Annotated in this window: 17 protein-coding genes; 9 read left to right on the top strand and 8 right to left on the bottom strand. The window is 45.0% G+C overall.

From position 1 onward, the window contains the following. The first annotated feature begins 17 nt into the window (after positions 1–17). The 8 genes from L0659_RS19125 to L0659_RS19160 all read left to right on the top strand — a co-directional run bounded on the left by L0659_RS19125 (position 18) and on the right by L0659_RS19160 (position 7,995). Entirely contained in the window at positions 18–317 is a 300-nt protein-coding gene (locus L0659_RS19125) for a Dabb family protein (protein ID WP_082216567.1), read from the top strand. Between the two features lie 219 nt (positions 318–536). After that, positions 537–851, top strand: coding sequence for a hypothetical protein (locus tag L0659_RS19130; protein ID WP_235128205.1), 315 nt, complete (start codon positions 537–539; stop codon positions 849–851). A 78-nt stretch (positions 852–929) separates the two neighbouring features. Next, on the top strand, positions 930–2,570 hold the full coding sequence (locus L0659_RS19135; RefSeq protein ID WP_235128206.1) for a fatty acyl-AMP ligase: 1,641 nt from the start codon (positions 930–932) through the stop codon (positions 2,568–2,570). A gap of 111 nt (positions 2,571–2,681) precedes the next feature. Beyond that, the gene (locus L0659_RS19140) at positions 2,682–2,930 is read left to right on the top strand and encodes an acyl carrier protein (protein WP_235128207.1); all 249 of its coding nucleotides are present in this window, start codon (positions 2,682–2,684) and stop codon (positions 2,928–2,930) included. Continuing rightward, a complete protein-coding gene (locus L0659_RS19145) occupies positions 2,903–4,171 on the top strand; it encodes a cytochrome P450 (protein ID WP_235128208.1) in 1,269 nt (422 codons plus the stop codon). Before L0659_RS19140 ends, L0659_RS19145 begins: the two co-directional genes overlap by 28 nt. A gap of 7 nt (positions 4,172–4,178) precedes the next feature. Further along, entirely contained in the window at positions 4,179–5,588 is a 1,410-nt protein-coding gene (locus L0659_RS19150; protein ID WP_235128209.1) for an MBOAT family protein, read from the top strand. A 33-nt stretch (positions 5,589–5,621) separates the two neighbouring features. Next, complete coding sequence (locus L0659_RS19155; RefSeq protein ID WP_235128210.1) at positions 5,622–6,593, top strand: hypothetical protein; 972 nt, start codon at positions 5,622–5,624, stop codon at positions 6,591–6,593. A gap of 10 nt (positions 6,594–6,603) precedes the next feature. Further along, entirely contained in the window at positions 6,604–7,995 is a 1,392-nt protein-coding gene (locus L0659_RS19160; RefSeq protein ID WP_235128211.1) for a sodium:solute symporter family protein, read from the top strand. Here the strand turns inward: L0659_RS19160 and L0659_RS19165 are convergent. From L0659_RS19165 to L0659_RS19175, 3 genes are all read right to left on the bottom strand, one after another. Beyond that, the gene (locus tag L0659_RS19165) at positions 7,992–8,993 is read right to left on the bottom strand and encodes a quinone oxidoreductase (RefSeq protein WP_235128212.1); all 1,002 of its coding nucleotides are present in this window, start codon (positions 8,991–8,993) and stop codon (positions 7,992–7,994) included. The genes L0659_RS19160 and L0659_RS19165 overlap by 4 nt on opposite strands. Positions 8,994–9,044: 51 nt before the next feature. Further along, entirely contained in the window at positions 9,045–9,623 is a 579-nt protein-coding gene (locus L0659_RS19170) for a TetR/AcrR family transcriptional regulator (protein ID WP_235128213.1), read from the bottom strand. 84 nt (positions 9,624–9,707) lie between these two features. Beyond that, on the bottom strand, positions 9,708–10,502 hold the full coding sequence (locus tag L0659_RS19175; RefSeq protein WP_235128214.1) for an SDR family NAD(P)-dependent oxidoreductase: 795 nt from the start codon (positions 10,500–10,502) through the stop codon (positions 9,708–9,710). 56 nt (positions 10,503–10,558) lie between these two features. Between L0659_RS19175 and L0659_RS19180 the strand changes: the two genes are divergently transcribed. Then, on the top strand, positions 10,559–11,437 hold the full coding sequence (locus L0659_RS19180) for a PIG-L family deacetylase (RefSeq protein WP_235128215.1): 879 nt from the start codon (positions 10,559–10,561) through the stop codon (positions 11,435–11,437). 14 nt (positions 11,438–11,451) lie between these two features. On the opposite strand, the gene L0659_RS19185 is transcribed toward L0659_RS19180, so the two are convergent. Genes L0659_RS19185 through L0659_RS19205 form a run of 5 tightly spaced genes read right to left on the bottom strand, consistent with a single transcriptional unit; the run spans position 11,452 to position 15,835 of the window. Further along, positions 11,452–12,222: a bifunctional 2-polyprenyl-6-hydroxyphenol methylase/3-demethylubiquinol 3-O-methyltransferase UbiG gene (locus L0659_RS19185; protein ID WP_235128216.1), complete on the bottom strand. Its 771-nt coding sequence runs from the start codon at positions 12,220–12,222 to the stop codon at positions 11,452–11,454. Further along, positions 12,219–13,139, bottom strand: a complete 921-nt coding sequence (locus L0659_RS19190) for a glycosyltransferase family 2 protein (RefSeq protein WP_235128217.1) — start codon at positions 13,137–13,139, stop codon at positions 12,219–12,221. Before L0659_RS19190 ends, L0659_RS19185 begins: the two co-directional genes overlap by 4 nt. Beyond that, a complete protein-coding gene (locus tag L0659_RS19195; RefSeq protein ID WP_235128218.1) occupies positions 13,136–14,233 on the bottom strand; it encodes a DegT/DnrJ/EryC1/StrS aminotransferase family protein in 1,098 nt (365 codons plus the stop codon). The genes L0659_RS19190 and L0659_RS19195 overlap by 4 nt, the downstream gene beginning before the upstream one ends. Continuing rightward, complete coding sequence (locus tag L0659_RS19200) at positions 14,230–14,616, bottom strand: FdtA/QdtA family cupin domain-containing protein (RefSeq protein ID WP_235128219.1); 387 nt, start codon at positions 14,614–14,616, stop codon at positions 14,230–14,232. The genes L0659_RS19195 and L0659_RS19200 overlap by 4 nt, the downstream gene beginning before the upstream one ends. 22 nt (positions 14,617–14,638) lie before the next feature. Beyond that, positions 14,639–15,835 (bottom strand): hypothetical protein, encoded by a 1,197-nt coding sequence (locus tag L0659_RS19205; RefSeq protein WP_235128220.1) that lies wholly within the window; start codon positions 15,833–15,835, stop codon positions 14,639–14,641. Positions 15,836–15,875: the final 40 nt, after the last annotated feature.

Genomic DNA, 15,875 nt, shown 5'->3' on the forward strand with positions numbered 1-15,875 from the left:
CTCATAAACGATTATCCATGTTTGTTCACAACGTATTTTTTTGGCTGAAAGAAAAAGATAATGAGGAAGCAAGGCAGGCACTTCTTGCCGGCATTAAGTCCCTGGAAGCCATAGAATCCATCGAATCTGTATTTATCGGCCCTCCCGCCGCCACACGCCGCCCGGTGATCGATGCTACTTACGACTTCGCAGAAATCCTTGTTTTTGCGGATGAAGCAGCACATGATGTGTACCAGGTCCACCCTTTACACAAAAAATTTGTAGACGAATGCGCCCACCTTTGGGAGCGTGTTTTGATCTATGATGTTGAAGCATAATTGCTAATGTTTGTTAACAAGTTATCCACACACAGGCTGTGGATAACTTGTTAACAAACTTGTAATTTCTGCATATAGAGCCTGTTATGCACTCTTTACGTTATCCATATGATGTGGATAACTGTTTCTATTCAAACACCGCCTTCGCCCCTAACACACTTAAAGGCACTATTAAATGGTGTAAATCGTTTTATAAATAGTACAAAACGACTTAAAGCCATGAGATCAAATAGAATGGTGCTGTCAGTTATCGTGACGATCATTGCAGCAATAAGCATATCTTCCTGTACATACAGGTCACACGGCCCCGGCTATGGCTATGACTACGGATACGGACCAGGTTATGGTTATCGTTATCATCGGGTTCCGCCTCCGCCACCAAGAGTTGTGGTTGTGAAACCGCATCCTCAGCATCGGAGGGTAATTCGGGCCGACCGTCATAATTCCAGCCGTTACAGCAACAAAGCTTACAGACGCCAGTATAATAATGGCAATCACTACGGTCAGCGAAACAGAACGCGCGGGCCGAGATAATTTTGAATTAAAGGATTGACAAGCAGTACGATTGAGATCATTTCTTAGTCGTACTGCTTTTTTTATACCTTTGGTTTCATGGATCTATTTAACAGATTAGAAGTCTATGCCAGGCAGTTCCCGGACAAGCTTGCTTATGGGTTTGTGGAGAAAGAGGGAAACCTATCGGAAGAACTTAGCTATAAAACATTGCTAGAAGCGGTCCAGGCGGCTTCCAGCCAACTAGCCGACATTTGCAGCGCGCATTCCAGGGTTATCATTCTGCTGCCTACCGAAGCTGCTTTTATCAAAGTTTTTCTCGGTTCCCTGCATGCTGGTCTTATTGCCGTGCCTTGCCCTATCGGTTATTCTGAGCCTGCAATTCAACGAATATTAAACATTATAAAAAACTGCGACGCTTCGCTCATCATTACCAATCAGAAATCCTTTAAAATGCTTTCGCAAAGGCAAACGGAAGCCTCCAAGACTTTACGAGCGTTAGACATTCAGTGGTTTTTCACAGATCAGCTTAGTAATGATGCCCTTGAACCAATCGCTGCGCAAATTGCCCCACCGGATGAACCTGCCTATCTGCAATATACGTCGGGTTCAACGGGACATCCCAAAGGCGTAATGGTTAGTCACTCCAATCTTACTGCCAATTTAAATGCAATCAATAATTGTTTCGGACGGACGGCTGCGGACACTTCCGTAACCTGGCTGCCGCATTATCACGACATGGGACTGGTGGACGGGCTGCTTTCCCCTATTTTCACTGGCGGAACGGGGCTGATCATTTCACCTATTTTATTCATTACCAAACCTTTATTGCTACTCGAAACGATTTCGCGTTATCAGGCTGCAGTTTGCGGCGGCCCTGGATTTGGGTTGGATCATTGTGTTGCCCGCATAAAATCAGAGCAGCTGGAAACATTAGATCTAAGTTCTTTACGCGTGTTATACGTGGGTGCAGAACCTGTGCGGATTGCAAGCCTGGAAAAGTTTGCGGAAACGATGCAGGTAACTGGTTTTAAACGCGAAAGTTTGGTTCCGGCCTACGGATTAGCAGAGGCGACGCTGGCTGTAAGTCTGCATTTGCATGGAACGCCGTTGATTTTCAAGCCAATCCCCGGAACGAACTCCAAACAAGTGGTCGCTTGCGGCCCGCCTGTTGAATTTACCCATGTTGCCATTGTTGAGCCGGAGCTTCATTCAATTGAAAAGGAAGGAGAAATTGGTGAGATTTGGGTTAGTAATGAAGGCGTTGCGCTCGGTTATTGGGAAAATACAACAGCTACAAATGCTACTTTCAAAGCATTCACCGCGTGCGAAAAAGGCCCGTTTCTCAGGACTGGTGACTTAGGATTTTTAGCTGACGGACAGCTTTTTATCACGGGCAGGAAGAAAGAACTGATCATTATTCGCGGGACGAATTATTATCCGCAAGACATTGAAGAAGTGGTCAGTTTATGCCATGAACACATTCAACCGCATGGAACCGCTGCATTTTCGATCGAAACGGAACAGGGAGAGGAACTGATGATCGTGAGCGAAGTCAGAAATAATGCTCAGCATGAGGATGATACAAATGCGATTAAGACACAAATTGCCAATAGTGTAGGATTGGCCTTTGGCTTGGTGCCATATAAAATTGTGCTGGCAACGGTTGGAAAACTACCCAAGACATCGAGCGGGAAAATTCAGAGACTGAAAGCGCGGGAAGTTTTTAATATAAATTAGGCTTTATTTTATTACCACTTAATCATTTAAGCCTCTGTTTTCGGCAAAAAAGCAGATAAAATCCCTATTTTCACCGCAATAAAACCTTACTAACGCTCCCTTAAACCTCAAATGGATAAGACTTATACCGAAATTTCCGGCTGGATCATTGAACGCATAGCACATCATGCAGAGCTGGAACCTGAAAAAGTTACCCTGGACACCGACATAGTCAACTTCCGTCTCGATTCGCTTTTAATGGTCAATATCACTTCGGAGCTCGAAGAATGGCTTGGAATGGAACTTAGCCCTTCTATATTCTGGGAAATGGGCACCATTGCCGCCACAACCGAATGGATCCTGGAAAATCAGGAAGCCTGATTTATCATCCTATTACTCCTACTCAACCTTCACTTAACACCTGGCTTATGTCCGTAGCGGCTATCTGGTCATCCCAAAACAAAATCAGTCAAAATTATACTGACCTGATTGATGATGTCCGAAAAACCAATCCTGTGCATTTGAATGTGTTTGGGGACCTCGTTGTGATGGACTACAAGAACGTTAAGAAGATCTTCGCAGACTCCGAAAACTTTCAAAATTTCGATTTCAAAGAGCGCTTCAAGGTTGTGTCTGCCATTGCAAACAATGATCCGGCGCTCCTTGAATTTGGTGAAAGTCTTCGGCACTGGCTCTTGTTCATGAACGGAGAAGCGCATGCGGAACATCGGAAAATGGTTAACAGGAAGTTCTATGAGGCTAATTATGAAGCCATTACGATGGATGCAATTCAGGAAGTGATTAGCGAATATCAAGATCGCGAAGAGGCTGATCTGGTTGAAATCACAAGAAAATTCAGCTTCCTGATCATCAGCAAGATCATTGGCCTGAAAAGTGAGGATTACGATTTTATCCAAAAATTCTCTTACGTCATCACATTGATTTTTGAAAAAACCCTGAATGTAAAGGACTTACTCGAGTGTGCCCATATGTCAAGACAGTTTCGCAGTTACCTTGGCGAAACGCTTTCCAGGCAGGAAAAAGCACTGACAAACAGCCTGTTACTTGAAATGCAGGAAGTTATGGGCAGTCACAGGGTGAATGACCTGATAGGAACCTGGGAATTTCTGGTCAATGCTGCTACGGAAACCACCACATTGCTGCTTACGAGAAGCATAGCAACATTGATTGAGCATAGGAACAAAGCCATTAACTGGAATGCACACGACGGTTGTGCAATAGCGGTTGAAGAGCTGATCCGATACGTTAGCCCCGTAAACTGGATTCCGAGGCAGGTTAAAGAAGATATGGAATTTGCAGGTTTGCAGCTCAAAAAAGGCAAAACCGTGCTGCTAGGCATCGCTTCCGCCAACCGTGATCCTGACATTTTTCAAAATCCGGAAACGTTTATACCCACACGTAAACCCAATCCGCACATTGGATTTGGATTTGGAATACATCATTGCATGGGCGCCCGGCTCTCCCGGTTCGAAATGCAGAAATTCCTACCCCGTTTCATGGCCGCCTTTCCGAACATTCGCCTGCATCCCGATAAGCCGGGCGAATGGGATTCGAAAGTGTTTTTCAGAGGTCATAAGCGTTTGCCTGTGCTTTTAAAATAAGAGCATAATGGTCAAATTCACTGATTTTACGTATCTCCTGCTCCTTTTTCTCATTGTTGCGGCTTACTACAACACTTCCCACCCAAGAAAGTGGATCTTTTTGCTGATCCTGAGCGTCCTTTTCAATATGAGTTGGAGCGGCTATTATGTGCTGGTTTGGTTTGGACTGACAGCTATCTGTTTTTTTGGTGGCAAATATTTGGGAAACCCGGCGCACTCAAAAAAGAAGCGCAAAACGCTGCTGACTTTTCTGATCGTCATTTGCCTCTTGCCTCTGTTGTTTTTCAAATATCTGATCCCCATTAATAATTCCTTTTCCCCGGTGGTTTTGAACTGGCTAGCACCCATTGGGATATCTTATTACACATTTCTGATTATCGGCTATCTTACGGATGTACAGCGAAAATACATTAAACCGGAACCGCATTTCGGTTATCTCGCCTTATATCTGGGATTCTTCCCGACTATGCTCGCCGGCCCGCTGGAACGTGCCAGGCAGTTGATCCCGCAACTGAAAAACCCCGTCAATTACGATCCTGAGAACATTAAAGCTGGCATTTTTTTCATTGTCTGGGGTTTATTCAAAAAAATGGTTCTGGCCGCCAGGTTCGCAGATCATGTCAATCCGGTATTCGATCAACCAGAAAAATACACGGCGGTTTCGGTAACATTAGCCGTCCTGCTTTTTTCAATCCAGCTTTATTGCGACTTCTCAGGTTACTGCGACATTGCAACCGGATCAGCCCGGTTACTCGGCATCCGACTAAGCAAAAACTTCGCAAACCGCTATTATTTCACGCCTTCCCGAACCGAATCCTGGAATTCTTGGAACATTACAGTTACGTCCTGGTTCCGCGATTATGTGTTTTTCAACATTAGTAAAGGCGTCACCAACAAAACCAGGCTTGAATTTAACCGTCTGCTGACATTTGTCGTTACCGGGCTCTGGCACGGACCGAGCTGGTCATTTGTGATCTGGGGTTTTTTACAATGGGCATACATTAATTTTGAGATCAGGACAAAACGGTTTTGGGAGCGGTTTTACAGCGGTTTCGGCCTTAGGATTGGATCAAATGCGCACACCGTTCTACGCATTATTGTTCGTTTGCTCACCGGAACGCTCATAATGGGCTGGTTCCGCGCGGCGGAGTTGGAAAGTGGTTTGCGGCTGTACAGTGCAATGTTTGGGTTTCAATCGGGCGCACTTTCCATTTTCACTTCCGGCTTCGGTTTAACGCTTGTGCTGTTTTTGATTTTGGATTTTATAAATTATCAAATGGGTGAAAACGAGGACATTGCTTCTTTTTTGCTGAAAAGAAATGCCGTGCAGCGAAATCTTTCCTTCCTGGTTTTAGTCCAGCTAGTCCTCATTTTCGGACAGATCACCGTTGCCAATTTCTATTATATTCAATTTTAAAAAACCAGCCATTTATGTACATCCGAACACACAATGGTTAAAAAAATACTGCTTTGGACCGCTCTTTTTCTTGCCTTTAAAATCACGCTCGTCTTAATTGTTGGTCAGCTTCCGGTGGATCCGCGCCGGGACATAGCCATCCGGGAAAAGCATCGCCAGGCGTTTGCTCCGGACGCAGTCTTTATCGGAACCAGCCGCACGCTTTACGGAATCAATCCCACCATTTTCGATTCGCTGAATGCAGGAAAAACGCGCACTTATAACATGGGAATATTCACGCTTTCCATTGCCAATTCGCTTAACATTGCACGCCATATCATTGAAAGTGACCCAGAAACGAAGCATATTTTCATTGAATTAAGCGCCCTGGATTACAGCACAATGCATATGACACCGGATCAGATTTTCAAAGATGTCTATTTCCGGACGCGAGTGAAAGAAGCCACCGTGCATCCCAATGATCACGGAAAATGGAGCGATTTCCTAAGCGACTTCAACACAACCATTTTCCAGACATTCTCCATTGCCCCGCAAATTGCAACCATTAAAAAGTGGGTTAACCCAGTAAATGACCCGATTGAAGGCCCGCCAAATTTGCAAAAAAACGGCTTTCAGCTTGTAGATTTAATGCTTTCGGATTTAAATACAATGGTCATTAATAACCGGTTTTATACAAAAAAGCTGACTCTACTAGCCAATCAACCTGCTCCGAATACGTATTTTTTCAGTAAAATAAGGGAAGTAATAACATTGGCCGAAACCAATGGCAAACGGGTCATTTTTTACATGCCCAATAACATAACGAAAGGCGAATTTGCGTTGCTGTCACAAGTTACTCCTTTCATGCCCCGGGCAAATTTCATTTCCTTACCAAAAGATTCGAGTTTGGACGCTATCTTCAAGCCCGGGAATTTGTTTGATTCACACCATCTTAATGCGAAAGGATCAGCCATTTATACACGCTATCTGTACGAGCAGTTCACCACAAAACCAGGCAATCTCTAACTGATTTTCAATGCTTGCTTTTTCCATTCTTGCCTATCTGCTGGCTAATCTGGGCATTGGCCTCTGGGCTTCCCGCAGAATCTCGACAACTCAGGACTTCGTTTTGGCAGGCCGACGCCTCCCGCTCATATTGGCCGCTTCCGCCACTTTCGCTACGTGGTTTGGCTCGGAAACGATTATGGGCGCACCAACTGAGTTCGTCGAACATGGCATATTAGGCGTCATTGAGGACCCATTTGGCGCTTCGCTGTGCCTCTTGCTGGTGGGATTATTTTTTGCGCGGCGATTTTACAAAATGAACATTATCACGTTCTGTGACTTTTTCAGGATCCGATATGGTCACAATGCCGAGCTGCTTTCTGCGATTTTGATCATCCCCTCCTATTTCAGCTGGATTGCTGCTCAGTTGCTGGCCATGGGCATTGTATTGAAAGTCGTGCTCGGCTGGTCGTTAATGACTTGTATTTTAGGCAGTTCCGTAATCGTGATCCTTTATACGATCTGGGGAGGAATGTGGTCTATCTCCATTACAGATTTTGTGCAAACCATTATGATCATCGTGGGCCTTGCCATTGTTGCGGCTGTTCTTTACGACAAAGTGGGTGGTTTCACGCCGCTAATTGAAGCCGCACCGCCAGGATTTTTCAAGTTTTATCCTGATTTTACATTTAAAGCATCCATTGAATATTTCGCTGCCTGGATCACAATCGGGCTTGGGTCAATTCCGCAACAGGATGTTTTTCAAAGGGTTATGTCTGCCAAATCGGCCAGTGTTTCGGTAAAAGCAACATTATTATCTTCACTCATGTATCTCACAGTCGCGTTGCTTCCGCTATTTATCGGTTTATGCGGCCATCATCTTTACCCGGAATCGGATAATGACGGGCAACTGATCATCCCGAACATGATTTTAAAGCATATGAGCCTTCCGTTGCAGATCCTGTTTTTCGGGGCGCTGGTTTCCGCGATCCTGAGCACGACGAGCAGCGCCATTATGGCGCCGGCAGCGGTTTTGGGAGAGAATATTTTTAAATTTTTCAACCCAGCATTAACCGACCAGCAGTTGCTTCGCATCATTCGCGGGGGCATTGTGGTGATCACCGGAATATGCATTTTTATGGCTGCCCGAAGCGACAGCATTTTCGATCTGGTTGCAGAATCTTCCGCATTCAGCCTTGTTTCGCTGTTTGTTCCGCTCGCAGCCGGACTTTACTGGAAGGCTACAAATCAGCTGGGATGCATTATTTCCATGATCGTGGGCCTGGTTGCCTGGCTTGTTTCCGCTTACATTGAAACGGAATATCCGCCGCTGATCTATGGCCTTCTGGCAAGCATTTTTGGAATGATCTTGGGCATTGTTTGGGCGAAATTCGCAGCGCCAAAGTCGCTTGACACTGCCTAAGGGACCATGATCACCGAACCCGTGGTTTTGCGCGACTCCATGTCGCTGTGTGCCTGAGCTGCTTTCGAAAGCGGATATTTTGTAATATTTATTTTGCCAAATATGCCCGATTGTAAGGCGGCAAATGTGTCGCTGGCAAACAAATGCAAACTGTCATAATCCGAAATGTGTGCATTCAGCACCGGTGTAAGCATCACAATGGACTTCGCCCGCAATGCTGCATGGTCAATGTGCTCAGGCTGGCCGGACGATGACCCGTACAACACGATTTTCCCGCCTTTTTTTACAATCCCGACCGATTCGGAAAATGTGTCCTTACCAACGCCATCATATACAGCATCCACACCATTTCCCTCTGTAATCGCCAAAACCGATTTAGCAAAACCCTCGCAACCAGCCAGAAATACATAATCAGCGCCACTTTCAAGTGCGATCTGCTTCTTTCCTTCCGAACCGACCGTCGCAATCACGGTTGCGCCCATCGCTTTGGCCCAACCCGAAACAAGCGAACCAACGCCGCCTGCGCCCGCATGCACAAGCACCACATCGCCCTGTTTGACCTTATATGATTCCTTAACCAACATTCTGGCAGTGAAAGCTTTAACCATGATAGCAGCTGCTTCTTCCAGGCTCACACCATCGGGAACATGCACGAGCTGGTGCGTTCCCACAATGCGCATTTCCGCATAAGCCCCCGGGATAAAATGATAAGCCACACGATCACCTACTTTAAAATCAGTAACCCACGGCCCGATGGCTTCAATAATGCCGGCAGCTTCAATTCCAGGCACATATGGAAACGATTTCACCGGAAACATACCACTTCTGAAATATGTGTCAACAAAGTTTAATCCAATGGCTGCCTGCCGGAGCAGCACTTCGCCCGGCCCTGGTTGGCCCAAAATTTCCTTGTTGTATGTAAGCACGGAAGGATTTCCCTGCTGGCTAATGCTTATAGAGCTCGATTTATAAGTTGTCTCTTTAATGATATCTAACATGGCTATTTATTCAAATAATTACAGAACGCTCGTTCTATAATCAGCAACTCTCTACTTTTTTATTGACCTGATCAGAAATTCGGCCTGCTGTTTCAACATTTCCGGATCTCCATATACGAGAAACAGTTGCCAAAATCCCGTAAAGTTGGAAACGATAAAATTGGCCAACATAGCAGGATCTCTTTTTGCATTGATCTCATCCGCCTTTTGAGCTTTTCTGATCAGGTCTTTGAGCACGTTCACAACGCTGCCCGTATTTTCTTTTAATATTGCATGCACTTCTTCATCATCTGAGGCAAGCTCAAAAGCTGATTTCACGCCCATACAAGTCCTTCCTTCTTCAATGGTCCGGGCGGCAGCTCTTTTAATGATTTTTTCAATCGCCTTTACTGGTGACTTTGCAGCGTCGGTTGCCTGCAAATAATCATTCAGCATTCCGTCCGAATAGCTTTTTAAACACATTAAAAACAAACTATGCTTGTCTCCATATGTGTCATAAATGCTGCCCCGGTTCAGGCCCATTGTGTCTACAAGGTCCTGCATGGATGTTGCCTGATATCCTTTTTGCCAAAAAATATCCCTTGCCTTTTCCAGTCTTTCTCCGGGTTCAAATGCTTTGTTTCGTGCCATAATTAACAGACAACTATTACAGAACGATTGTTCCAAAATAATGTATTTTTAACGCAACGCATGCAGTTTAAAGTCAGGCAAATTCTAAATGATAAACTTGGCAACGCCGCCATCGACTTTCAATGCCGAACCATTTGTGCCGGAAGACAGCGGACTTGCCACATAAGTCACCAGATTCGCAATTTCTTCAACGGACGTAAAACGTTGCAGCAACGAAGTGGGCCGCGCATCTTTAAAGAAATTGGTCTCGGCCTGTTCAGTAGAAATGTTATTTGCCGCGCCCATTTGTTTTACAAATTCCGCCACCCCTTCCGACTTTGTTGGCCCAGGCAAAACTGAATTAACGGTAACATTCGTCCCTTTTGTCAATTCTGCTAATCCTCTGCTTACAGCCAATTGAGCGGTTTTTGTCATCCCATAATGGATCATTTCCTCCGGGATGTTCACTGCGGACTCGCTTGAAATGAAGATGATACGGCCCCAATCCTTTGCAATCATTTTTGGGAAATAATGGCGTGATAACCGCACGCCGCTCAGCACATTCACCTCAAAAAACTTAAACCAGTCTGCATCCGTAATGTCTGTAAAAGCCTGAGGCTCAAATATGCCTGCATTATTGATCAGTATATCAATTTCAGGAAGGCTTTCCAGCAACGCATTCACTTCTTCCACTTTTGAAAAATCGGCTGCCAAACCGGAAACAGTGCCGGACGGATGATCATTTTGAAGCCTTTGCACAGCCTCCGCGACTTTCGACTGCGTTCTGCCGTTGATCACCACATTAGCACCTTCTTTCAATAAATTTTGGGCAATCGCAAACCCTATTCCCTGGGTAGAACCGCTGATAAATGCCGTTTTCCCTTTAAGTTGTAAATCCATATATTCTAAATTTTGTAAATTATCCTCATAACACTTCACTTAAAGAAATCGTCCGCATGAAAAACATTTATCTTTTCTTTTTCTTCATCATTACCATTGCCGCCCAGGCACAAAGTCCTCGCGTATTGATCGTTACGGCACATCCAGACGATGAAACAACTTTTCCGGTGACCATTTTCAAAATTACCCACGAGCTGAAAGGATCGGCTGATCTTGCTTTGCTTACGGATGCTTCGGGTGGTTATAACGGGCTTGTGGCGTCGTCCTATTATGGAATGAACCTAGTGGATTCTGTTGTGGGCAGGAAACATTTGCCTTTGATCCGGAAAAAGGAGATCCTGGCTGCGGGTGAAGTGCTGGGCATTGGTAATTTCTTCTTTCTGGACCAACTTGACGATTATTATAACCGCAACGAAAAGCCGTATCTGGAAGGAAAAAACTGGAACATTAAATATGTGGAAAGCCGGCTGGATGAAATTCTGGCAAAAGGAAATTACGACTATGTTTTCTGTCTGGTTCCGAACGAAGGCCAGCATGCGCATCATAAAACCGCCTCAATCAGCGCCATAAGGGCAGTTCAGCGCTTCAAAGGGAATAAAAAACCAATTGTCTTGGGTGGACAAACGCAAAATAAAGGCTCGATCTCAACATTCACAAGGCTCGATGGTTATCCGGAAACAGCAATCAGCTTAACGGCCCCGATTTTTGAATTTGACCGGACTTATGGTTTTGGGGAAGATAAAAAACACAGCTATATGATCGTGGCAGACTGGGTTAAAGCAGCACACAAATCGCAGAGCGGCGATATGAACCAGGCCATGCATCGCGGGGATCTGGAAACGTTCCTTTATTTTGAGATCAACGGCTCCGGGCGGATTGGTGAGGTAAAGGATTTGTTCGAAAAAATCAATAATGTGGGTTTTTCCAAAAAATAGGTTGCCTTTGTATCCTAATCTTTGGAAGTCAACACCATAAATAATGAACTGCCGAATGGTGCTTTTGGAATCAGGAATTGCTCGGTTTTTGTGATGCCTTTCAAAATTGAATTCACAATTTCACCAGGAAACTTCACGTCTGAATCCAGGTGTTCGGTGTCAATCTTATGCCTGCGGATCTGGTAATTTTGCCATTGACGGACGGCCAAAATGGGCAGTGATAATGCGAAAGGCCAGTATGTGTTGTGCTGAATGTTTAATCCTGCGGCTTTTGCGTAATGCATAAATTGGTCCAACTTAAACCTCCTGAAACTTCCGACGGCCAAATCGTGCGTGCCCGAAAAAGCTTCAAATGCATGAATGTTGATGATAATCAGACCATTCTTATTCAGCTTGTTTTTGAAAGCGGTTAATGCCTGAATAATTTCTTCGTCAGAAAGAAAATATAGCGCGTCGTTGCAGGAAATAATGTCAAACTTTTCGCTTGGCTGAAAAGCTTCGACTTTTTTTAAATCTCCGAAACCAACATTCAGATTGCGTTCCTGGGAAAAATCGATAGCATGCTGCGAGTAGTCAAATCCAGTAAGATCGGCATATCCCGCGTCCCGCAAAAATGACAATAAACCGCCCGTTCCGCAGGCTGCATCCAATATTTTAAGGTTATAGTTCTCTGCGCCGAAATGCTTTTTGATCCTGTCCAAAACTTTTCCATGCAACACCTGATACCACCAGAGCGACCGCTCCACCTCGTACATGCGCTGATATTCCAATCTGTTGTCAATCATACTACTTCCGCACTATTATACTTGATAACATATTGTGGCTGACCGCTTTGCGCCATAAAGCTTTTGCCGATATATTCACCCAAAACACTTAGTAACGTGCATTGGATGCCGCCTATGGAGATCAATGTTGCGGTTACGACCTGCCAGCCTTTTGGATCGGGGCCCATAACCCATTGTATGGTCAGATAGAAAAGCAGCAAAAATCCAAATAGGGACAAACCCAGGCCAATAGGAAGAAAAATGCGGATAGGAAGCGAAGAATAACAAAATAAGATATTCAGAAAGAGAGAAATAAGCTTCTGCCACGTATAATTTGAAATTCCCTCTTCCCGCTTCAAGTGGGTGACCTGAACAGTCCCAATGTTCCGCGTGATCCTGAAAATGAGTCCGTCAATGTATGGATATGGCCCTTTATATTTTGTAATTTCCTGCACAACCTCCTGCCGGATCAACTTGAAACTAGACAGATAAAGGTCTTTGGGTTTGTTTAGCAAATAACTCGTAAGCCAGTTGACGATCTTGCTTCCCAGATTGCGTCCTACTGAATGTTCTTTTTTGGAATAATAAGTGTAAACCACATCATTATCACCATTTTCCGCGACTCTTACCAGTTTTAAAATCTCTTCCGGCGGATTTTGAAAATCATCGTCGATCATCACGCAATAATCGCCGTATGCCCAGTTCAGGCCGCACATGACGGCATTGAACTCGCCATAATTCCGGCGCAGGGAGATAAAGCGAACATTGGCATATTGCTCAGCCAGTTGTTTACAGACTCTTTCTGAACCATCCCTGCTCCCGTCATTCACCATCACAATTTCAAAACTGACTTCCGATAATGCAGTCTGCAAGGTTTCCACCAGCGGCCTGATCGTTTTTTCGCTGTTATATACCGGAATGACAACGGATAATTTCATTGCTGACAATCGAAATGATTAACGGTTTGAATGATATAAGTGACCTCCTCGTCCGTCAGCACCGCGTTTAACGGCAAGCTAATTGCTTCGTCGTGAATTTTTTCCGTGACAGGCAACTTTAAATCACGATATTCCAAAAAAGCCTGTTGCTTGTGGATAGGCAATGGATAATGCACATTGGTCTGGATGCCGTGAGCATCTAAATGCGCGATTAGTTTGGAGCGATCCGGATGCCGGACTACAAATAAATGCCAGGCATCATCCTCAATCCGGTCGGCGGGCGGGAAAACCAGATCTTTTACATTGATTTCGCTCAGATATCGCGCTGCGATTCTTCTTCTCCGGTCATTTTCGGGATCGAGAAAGGGAAGTTTAACATTCAAAATAGCTGCCTGAATCTCATCCATCCTACTATTAACACCCTGATAATCATTTTTATACCGAACCTTCGATCCGTAGTTGCGCAGAAATCTGATCTTTTCGGCCAGCGCTTCATCTGCGGTTGTAACGGCGCCTGCGTCACCAAGCGCGCCCAGATTTTTGGTTGGATAAAAACTGAATGCTGTTGCATCCGCAATGCTGCCTGCTTTTTTATTTTTATAAATCGCCCCATGCGCCTGCGCGGCATCGGTAATGACTTTCAAACCATACGTTCTGGCCAGCGCCATAACCGGTTCCATTTCACAACTGCGCCCGTAAAGATCCACAGTAATGATCGCCCTGGTTTTTGAAGTGATTTTTTCAGCAATTTTATCCGGGTCTAAAAGCATTGTTGCTGGATCCGGCTCTACAAATATGGGCTTAAACCCCAAATAAGCAACCGGCAAAACCGACGCGATATAGGTGTTTGCAGGGACAATGATCTCGCTTTCCTCAGGAAATCCGTAAGCCATGAGAATCAATGTGATGGCATCGAGACCATTGGCAACGCCCACGCAATGCGCCACATGACAATAAGTTGCAAAAGATTCCTCAAATGCTTTCAGCTCATTTCCCAAAATATACCATCCCGAACGGATCACCCGCAGCGAGGCTTCCTCAATGGCATGCAGATAAGGCGCATTAACCTCGTTCAAATCCAGGAAAGGGATCATTGCGATACGGTCTGTTTCAGCAAATAAGGTTCGTCAATGTAATCCGCAATGTCGTAGTACTCATTCGAAAGCACCAGCAAAATGGCGTCCTCTGAAAATGAGTCCATAATGTGCCAGTCTTTGGGTTCCAGGATAAGGCAGGAAACGGGATTATCCAGGATAAAATATTCCTCTTTTTCGCCGTCATTGGAATACACCCGACAGGTTCCGTGAATGCAGATCAACGCATTCCATGCCTTGTGATGCCTGTGTCCGCCGCGCTGGGCTTCGCCCGCCCCATAAATGTAGAAAACACGCTTGATTGTGCCTGGGATAATCTTTTCAAAGACTGTCAGATTGCCTGCACCGGTGTTGAAAGTGTTCAAGTCAACTAATAACGGCATAAAGAGTATATGTGTAAGAGTGTTAAAATAGGTTCCAGGACATTACTTTATCCAGCAGCATGAATGCCTTCATCGGAAGTGGTTCGAGCCACAAAATCTTATTATAACCCATATAAAAAACCTGCGGATGTCCTACGCAGATGAGCATTGTAAAAAAAAGGATTAGCCTGAATGACGTTAGGGATGCCGTTTTATGCAAAATAAAAACTGCAGCTAAAATAAAAGGAAACCCGTAAGAAAGCGCCCTGTCGATGTCATGCACATAAATGCCCGTTGCAACGAGAATTGCAAAGCCGATAGACAATGCCGCAATCAGCCAGTAACGCCTGGTGAGGAACAACGCCAATAATGCACTGCCCATCAATAACCATGTCCCTTCAAAAGCCGACCAAATGCTGCTTCCCAGCCCGTTGCGGTGTGCATTAGCAAACAAGACAGGCGTGCCGATGGTCGAATAACTGTGATTTGGGAAATACGTTGCCAAAACATAGTTCCGGACCCCAAAATAACAAACCCAGGCGGCCCAAACAACCGCGCTCTCCCCAAACAAGCCCGCCTTAACCATCCCTAAAAGGCTGAAATCGTTCCTTTCGTAAGCCTTCACGACAATCCACCAAAGCAACAGATAACCGCCTGCTACAACCGCTCGCTCATCTGTGAAGAAGGCGATTTGTAATGATATAAATATGACGAAGACATTACGGCTGAGCAATGCTGTCAGTAGGAAAAAGTACGCAAAACCATCGCCGTAGCCATGAATATCGGCAAATGTCCATACGCTGACGAAGATGTGAGCAATGGCTAAAACAAAGAAGCCGGTGATGGCTTTGTCGCCGGACATCCTGAAAACGTATCTGCCGATATTATGAAGAAAAAATACGCCGCACATGGCCTGAGCGATCAGGATCAGCACCACATTATGGTTGGTTATGAATGACAGGAACGGCAGCGTCCACCTCAGGATCATATTTTCGCGCCTGACATCGAAATCCATGTCCTTCGGGTGAAGAAGATCCTGTGCCTGGTTTTGAATAAAAACCCATGCGTCAAGTTTTACTCCATTGGTTTTCAAATGCGATACCAACAATGAATACGGTGGAAATGCAAGAAAGAGGGAAATGAAGACTGCAAAAAGAGTCAGTTTCAATAACCAGTTTTTGTCTGATAATTTCGCTTCGAACCAGGAAGTAAGAGACTCGTAGAAATTCTCTAAAAGCATAAAACTTGTGTAGGGCAAATTGTACCCAAATATACATTTT

The sequence above is a fragment of the Dyadobacter sp. CY347 genome (assembly GCF_021502655.1).
Taxonomy (GTDB): Bacteria; Bacteroidota; Bacteroidia; order Cytophagales; family Spirosomataceae; genus Dyadobacter.

Coding starts and splice junctions, on each gene's coding strand:
- L0659_RS19190 (WP_235128217.1), bottom strand. CDS start 13,139: ATGAAATTATCCGTTGTCATTCCGGTATATAACAGCGAAAAAACGATC.
- L0659_RS19130 (WP_235128205.1), top strand. CDS start 537: ATGAGATCAAATAGAATGGTGCTGTCAGTTATCGTGACGATCATTGCA.
- L0659_RS19160 (WP_235128211.1), top strand. CDS start 6,604: ATGCTTGCTTTTTCCATTCTTGCCTATCTGCTGGCTAATCTGGGCATT.
- L0659_RS19200 (WP_235128219.1), bottom strand. CDS start 14,616: ATGCCGTTATTAGTTGACTTGAACACTTTCAACACCGGTGCAGGCAAT.
- L0659_RS19175 (WP_235128214.1), bottom strand. CDS start 10,502: ATGGATTTACAACTTAAAGGGAAAACGGCATTTATCAGCGGTTCTACC.
- L0659_RS19170 (WP_235128213.1), bottom strand. CDS start 9,623: ATGGCACGAAACAAAGCATTTGAACCCGGAGAAAGACTGGAAAAGGCA.
- L0659_RS19145 (WP_235128208.1), top strand. CDS start 2,903: ATGGATCCTGGAAAATCAGGAAGCCTGATTTATCATCCTATTACTCCT.
- L0659_RS19185 (WP_235128216.1), bottom strand. CDS start 12,222: ATGATTGACAACAGATTGGAATATCAGCGCATGTACGAGGTGGAGCGG.
- L0659_RS19140 (WP_235128207.1), top strand. CDS start 2,682: ATGGATAAGACTTATACCGAAATTTCCGGCTGGATCATTGAACGCATA.
- L0659_RS19165 (WP_235128212.1), bottom strand. CDS start 8,993: ATGTTAGATATCATTAAAGAGACAACTTATAAATCGAGCTCTATAAGC.
- L0659_RS19180 (WP_235128215.1), top strand. CDS start 10,559: ATGAAAAACATTTATCTTTTCTTTTTCTTCATCATTACCATTGCCGCC.
- L0659_RS19150 (WP_235128209.1), top strand. CDS start 4,179: ATGGTCAAATTCACTGATTTTACGTATCTCCTGCTCCTTTTTCTCATT.
- L0659_RS19195 (WP_235128218.1), bottom strand. CDS start 14,233: ATGATCCCTTTCCTGGATTTGAACGAGGTTAATGCGCCTTATCTGCAT.
- L0659_RS19135 (WP_235128206.1), top strand. CDS start 930: ATGGATCTATTTAACAGATTAGAAGTCTATGCCAGGCAGTTCCCGGAC.
- L0659_RS19155 (WP_235128210.1), top strand. CDS start 5,622: ATGGTTAAAAAAATACTGCTTTGGACCGCTCTTTTTCTTGCCTTTAAA.
- L0659_RS19125 (WP_082216567.1), top strand. CDS start 18: ATGTTTGTTCACAACGTATTTTTTTGGCTGAAAGAAAAAGATAATGAG.
- L0659_RS19205 (WP_235128220.1), bottom strand. CDS start 15,835: ATGCTTTTAGAGAATTTCTACGAGTCTCTTACTTCCTGGTTCGAAGCG.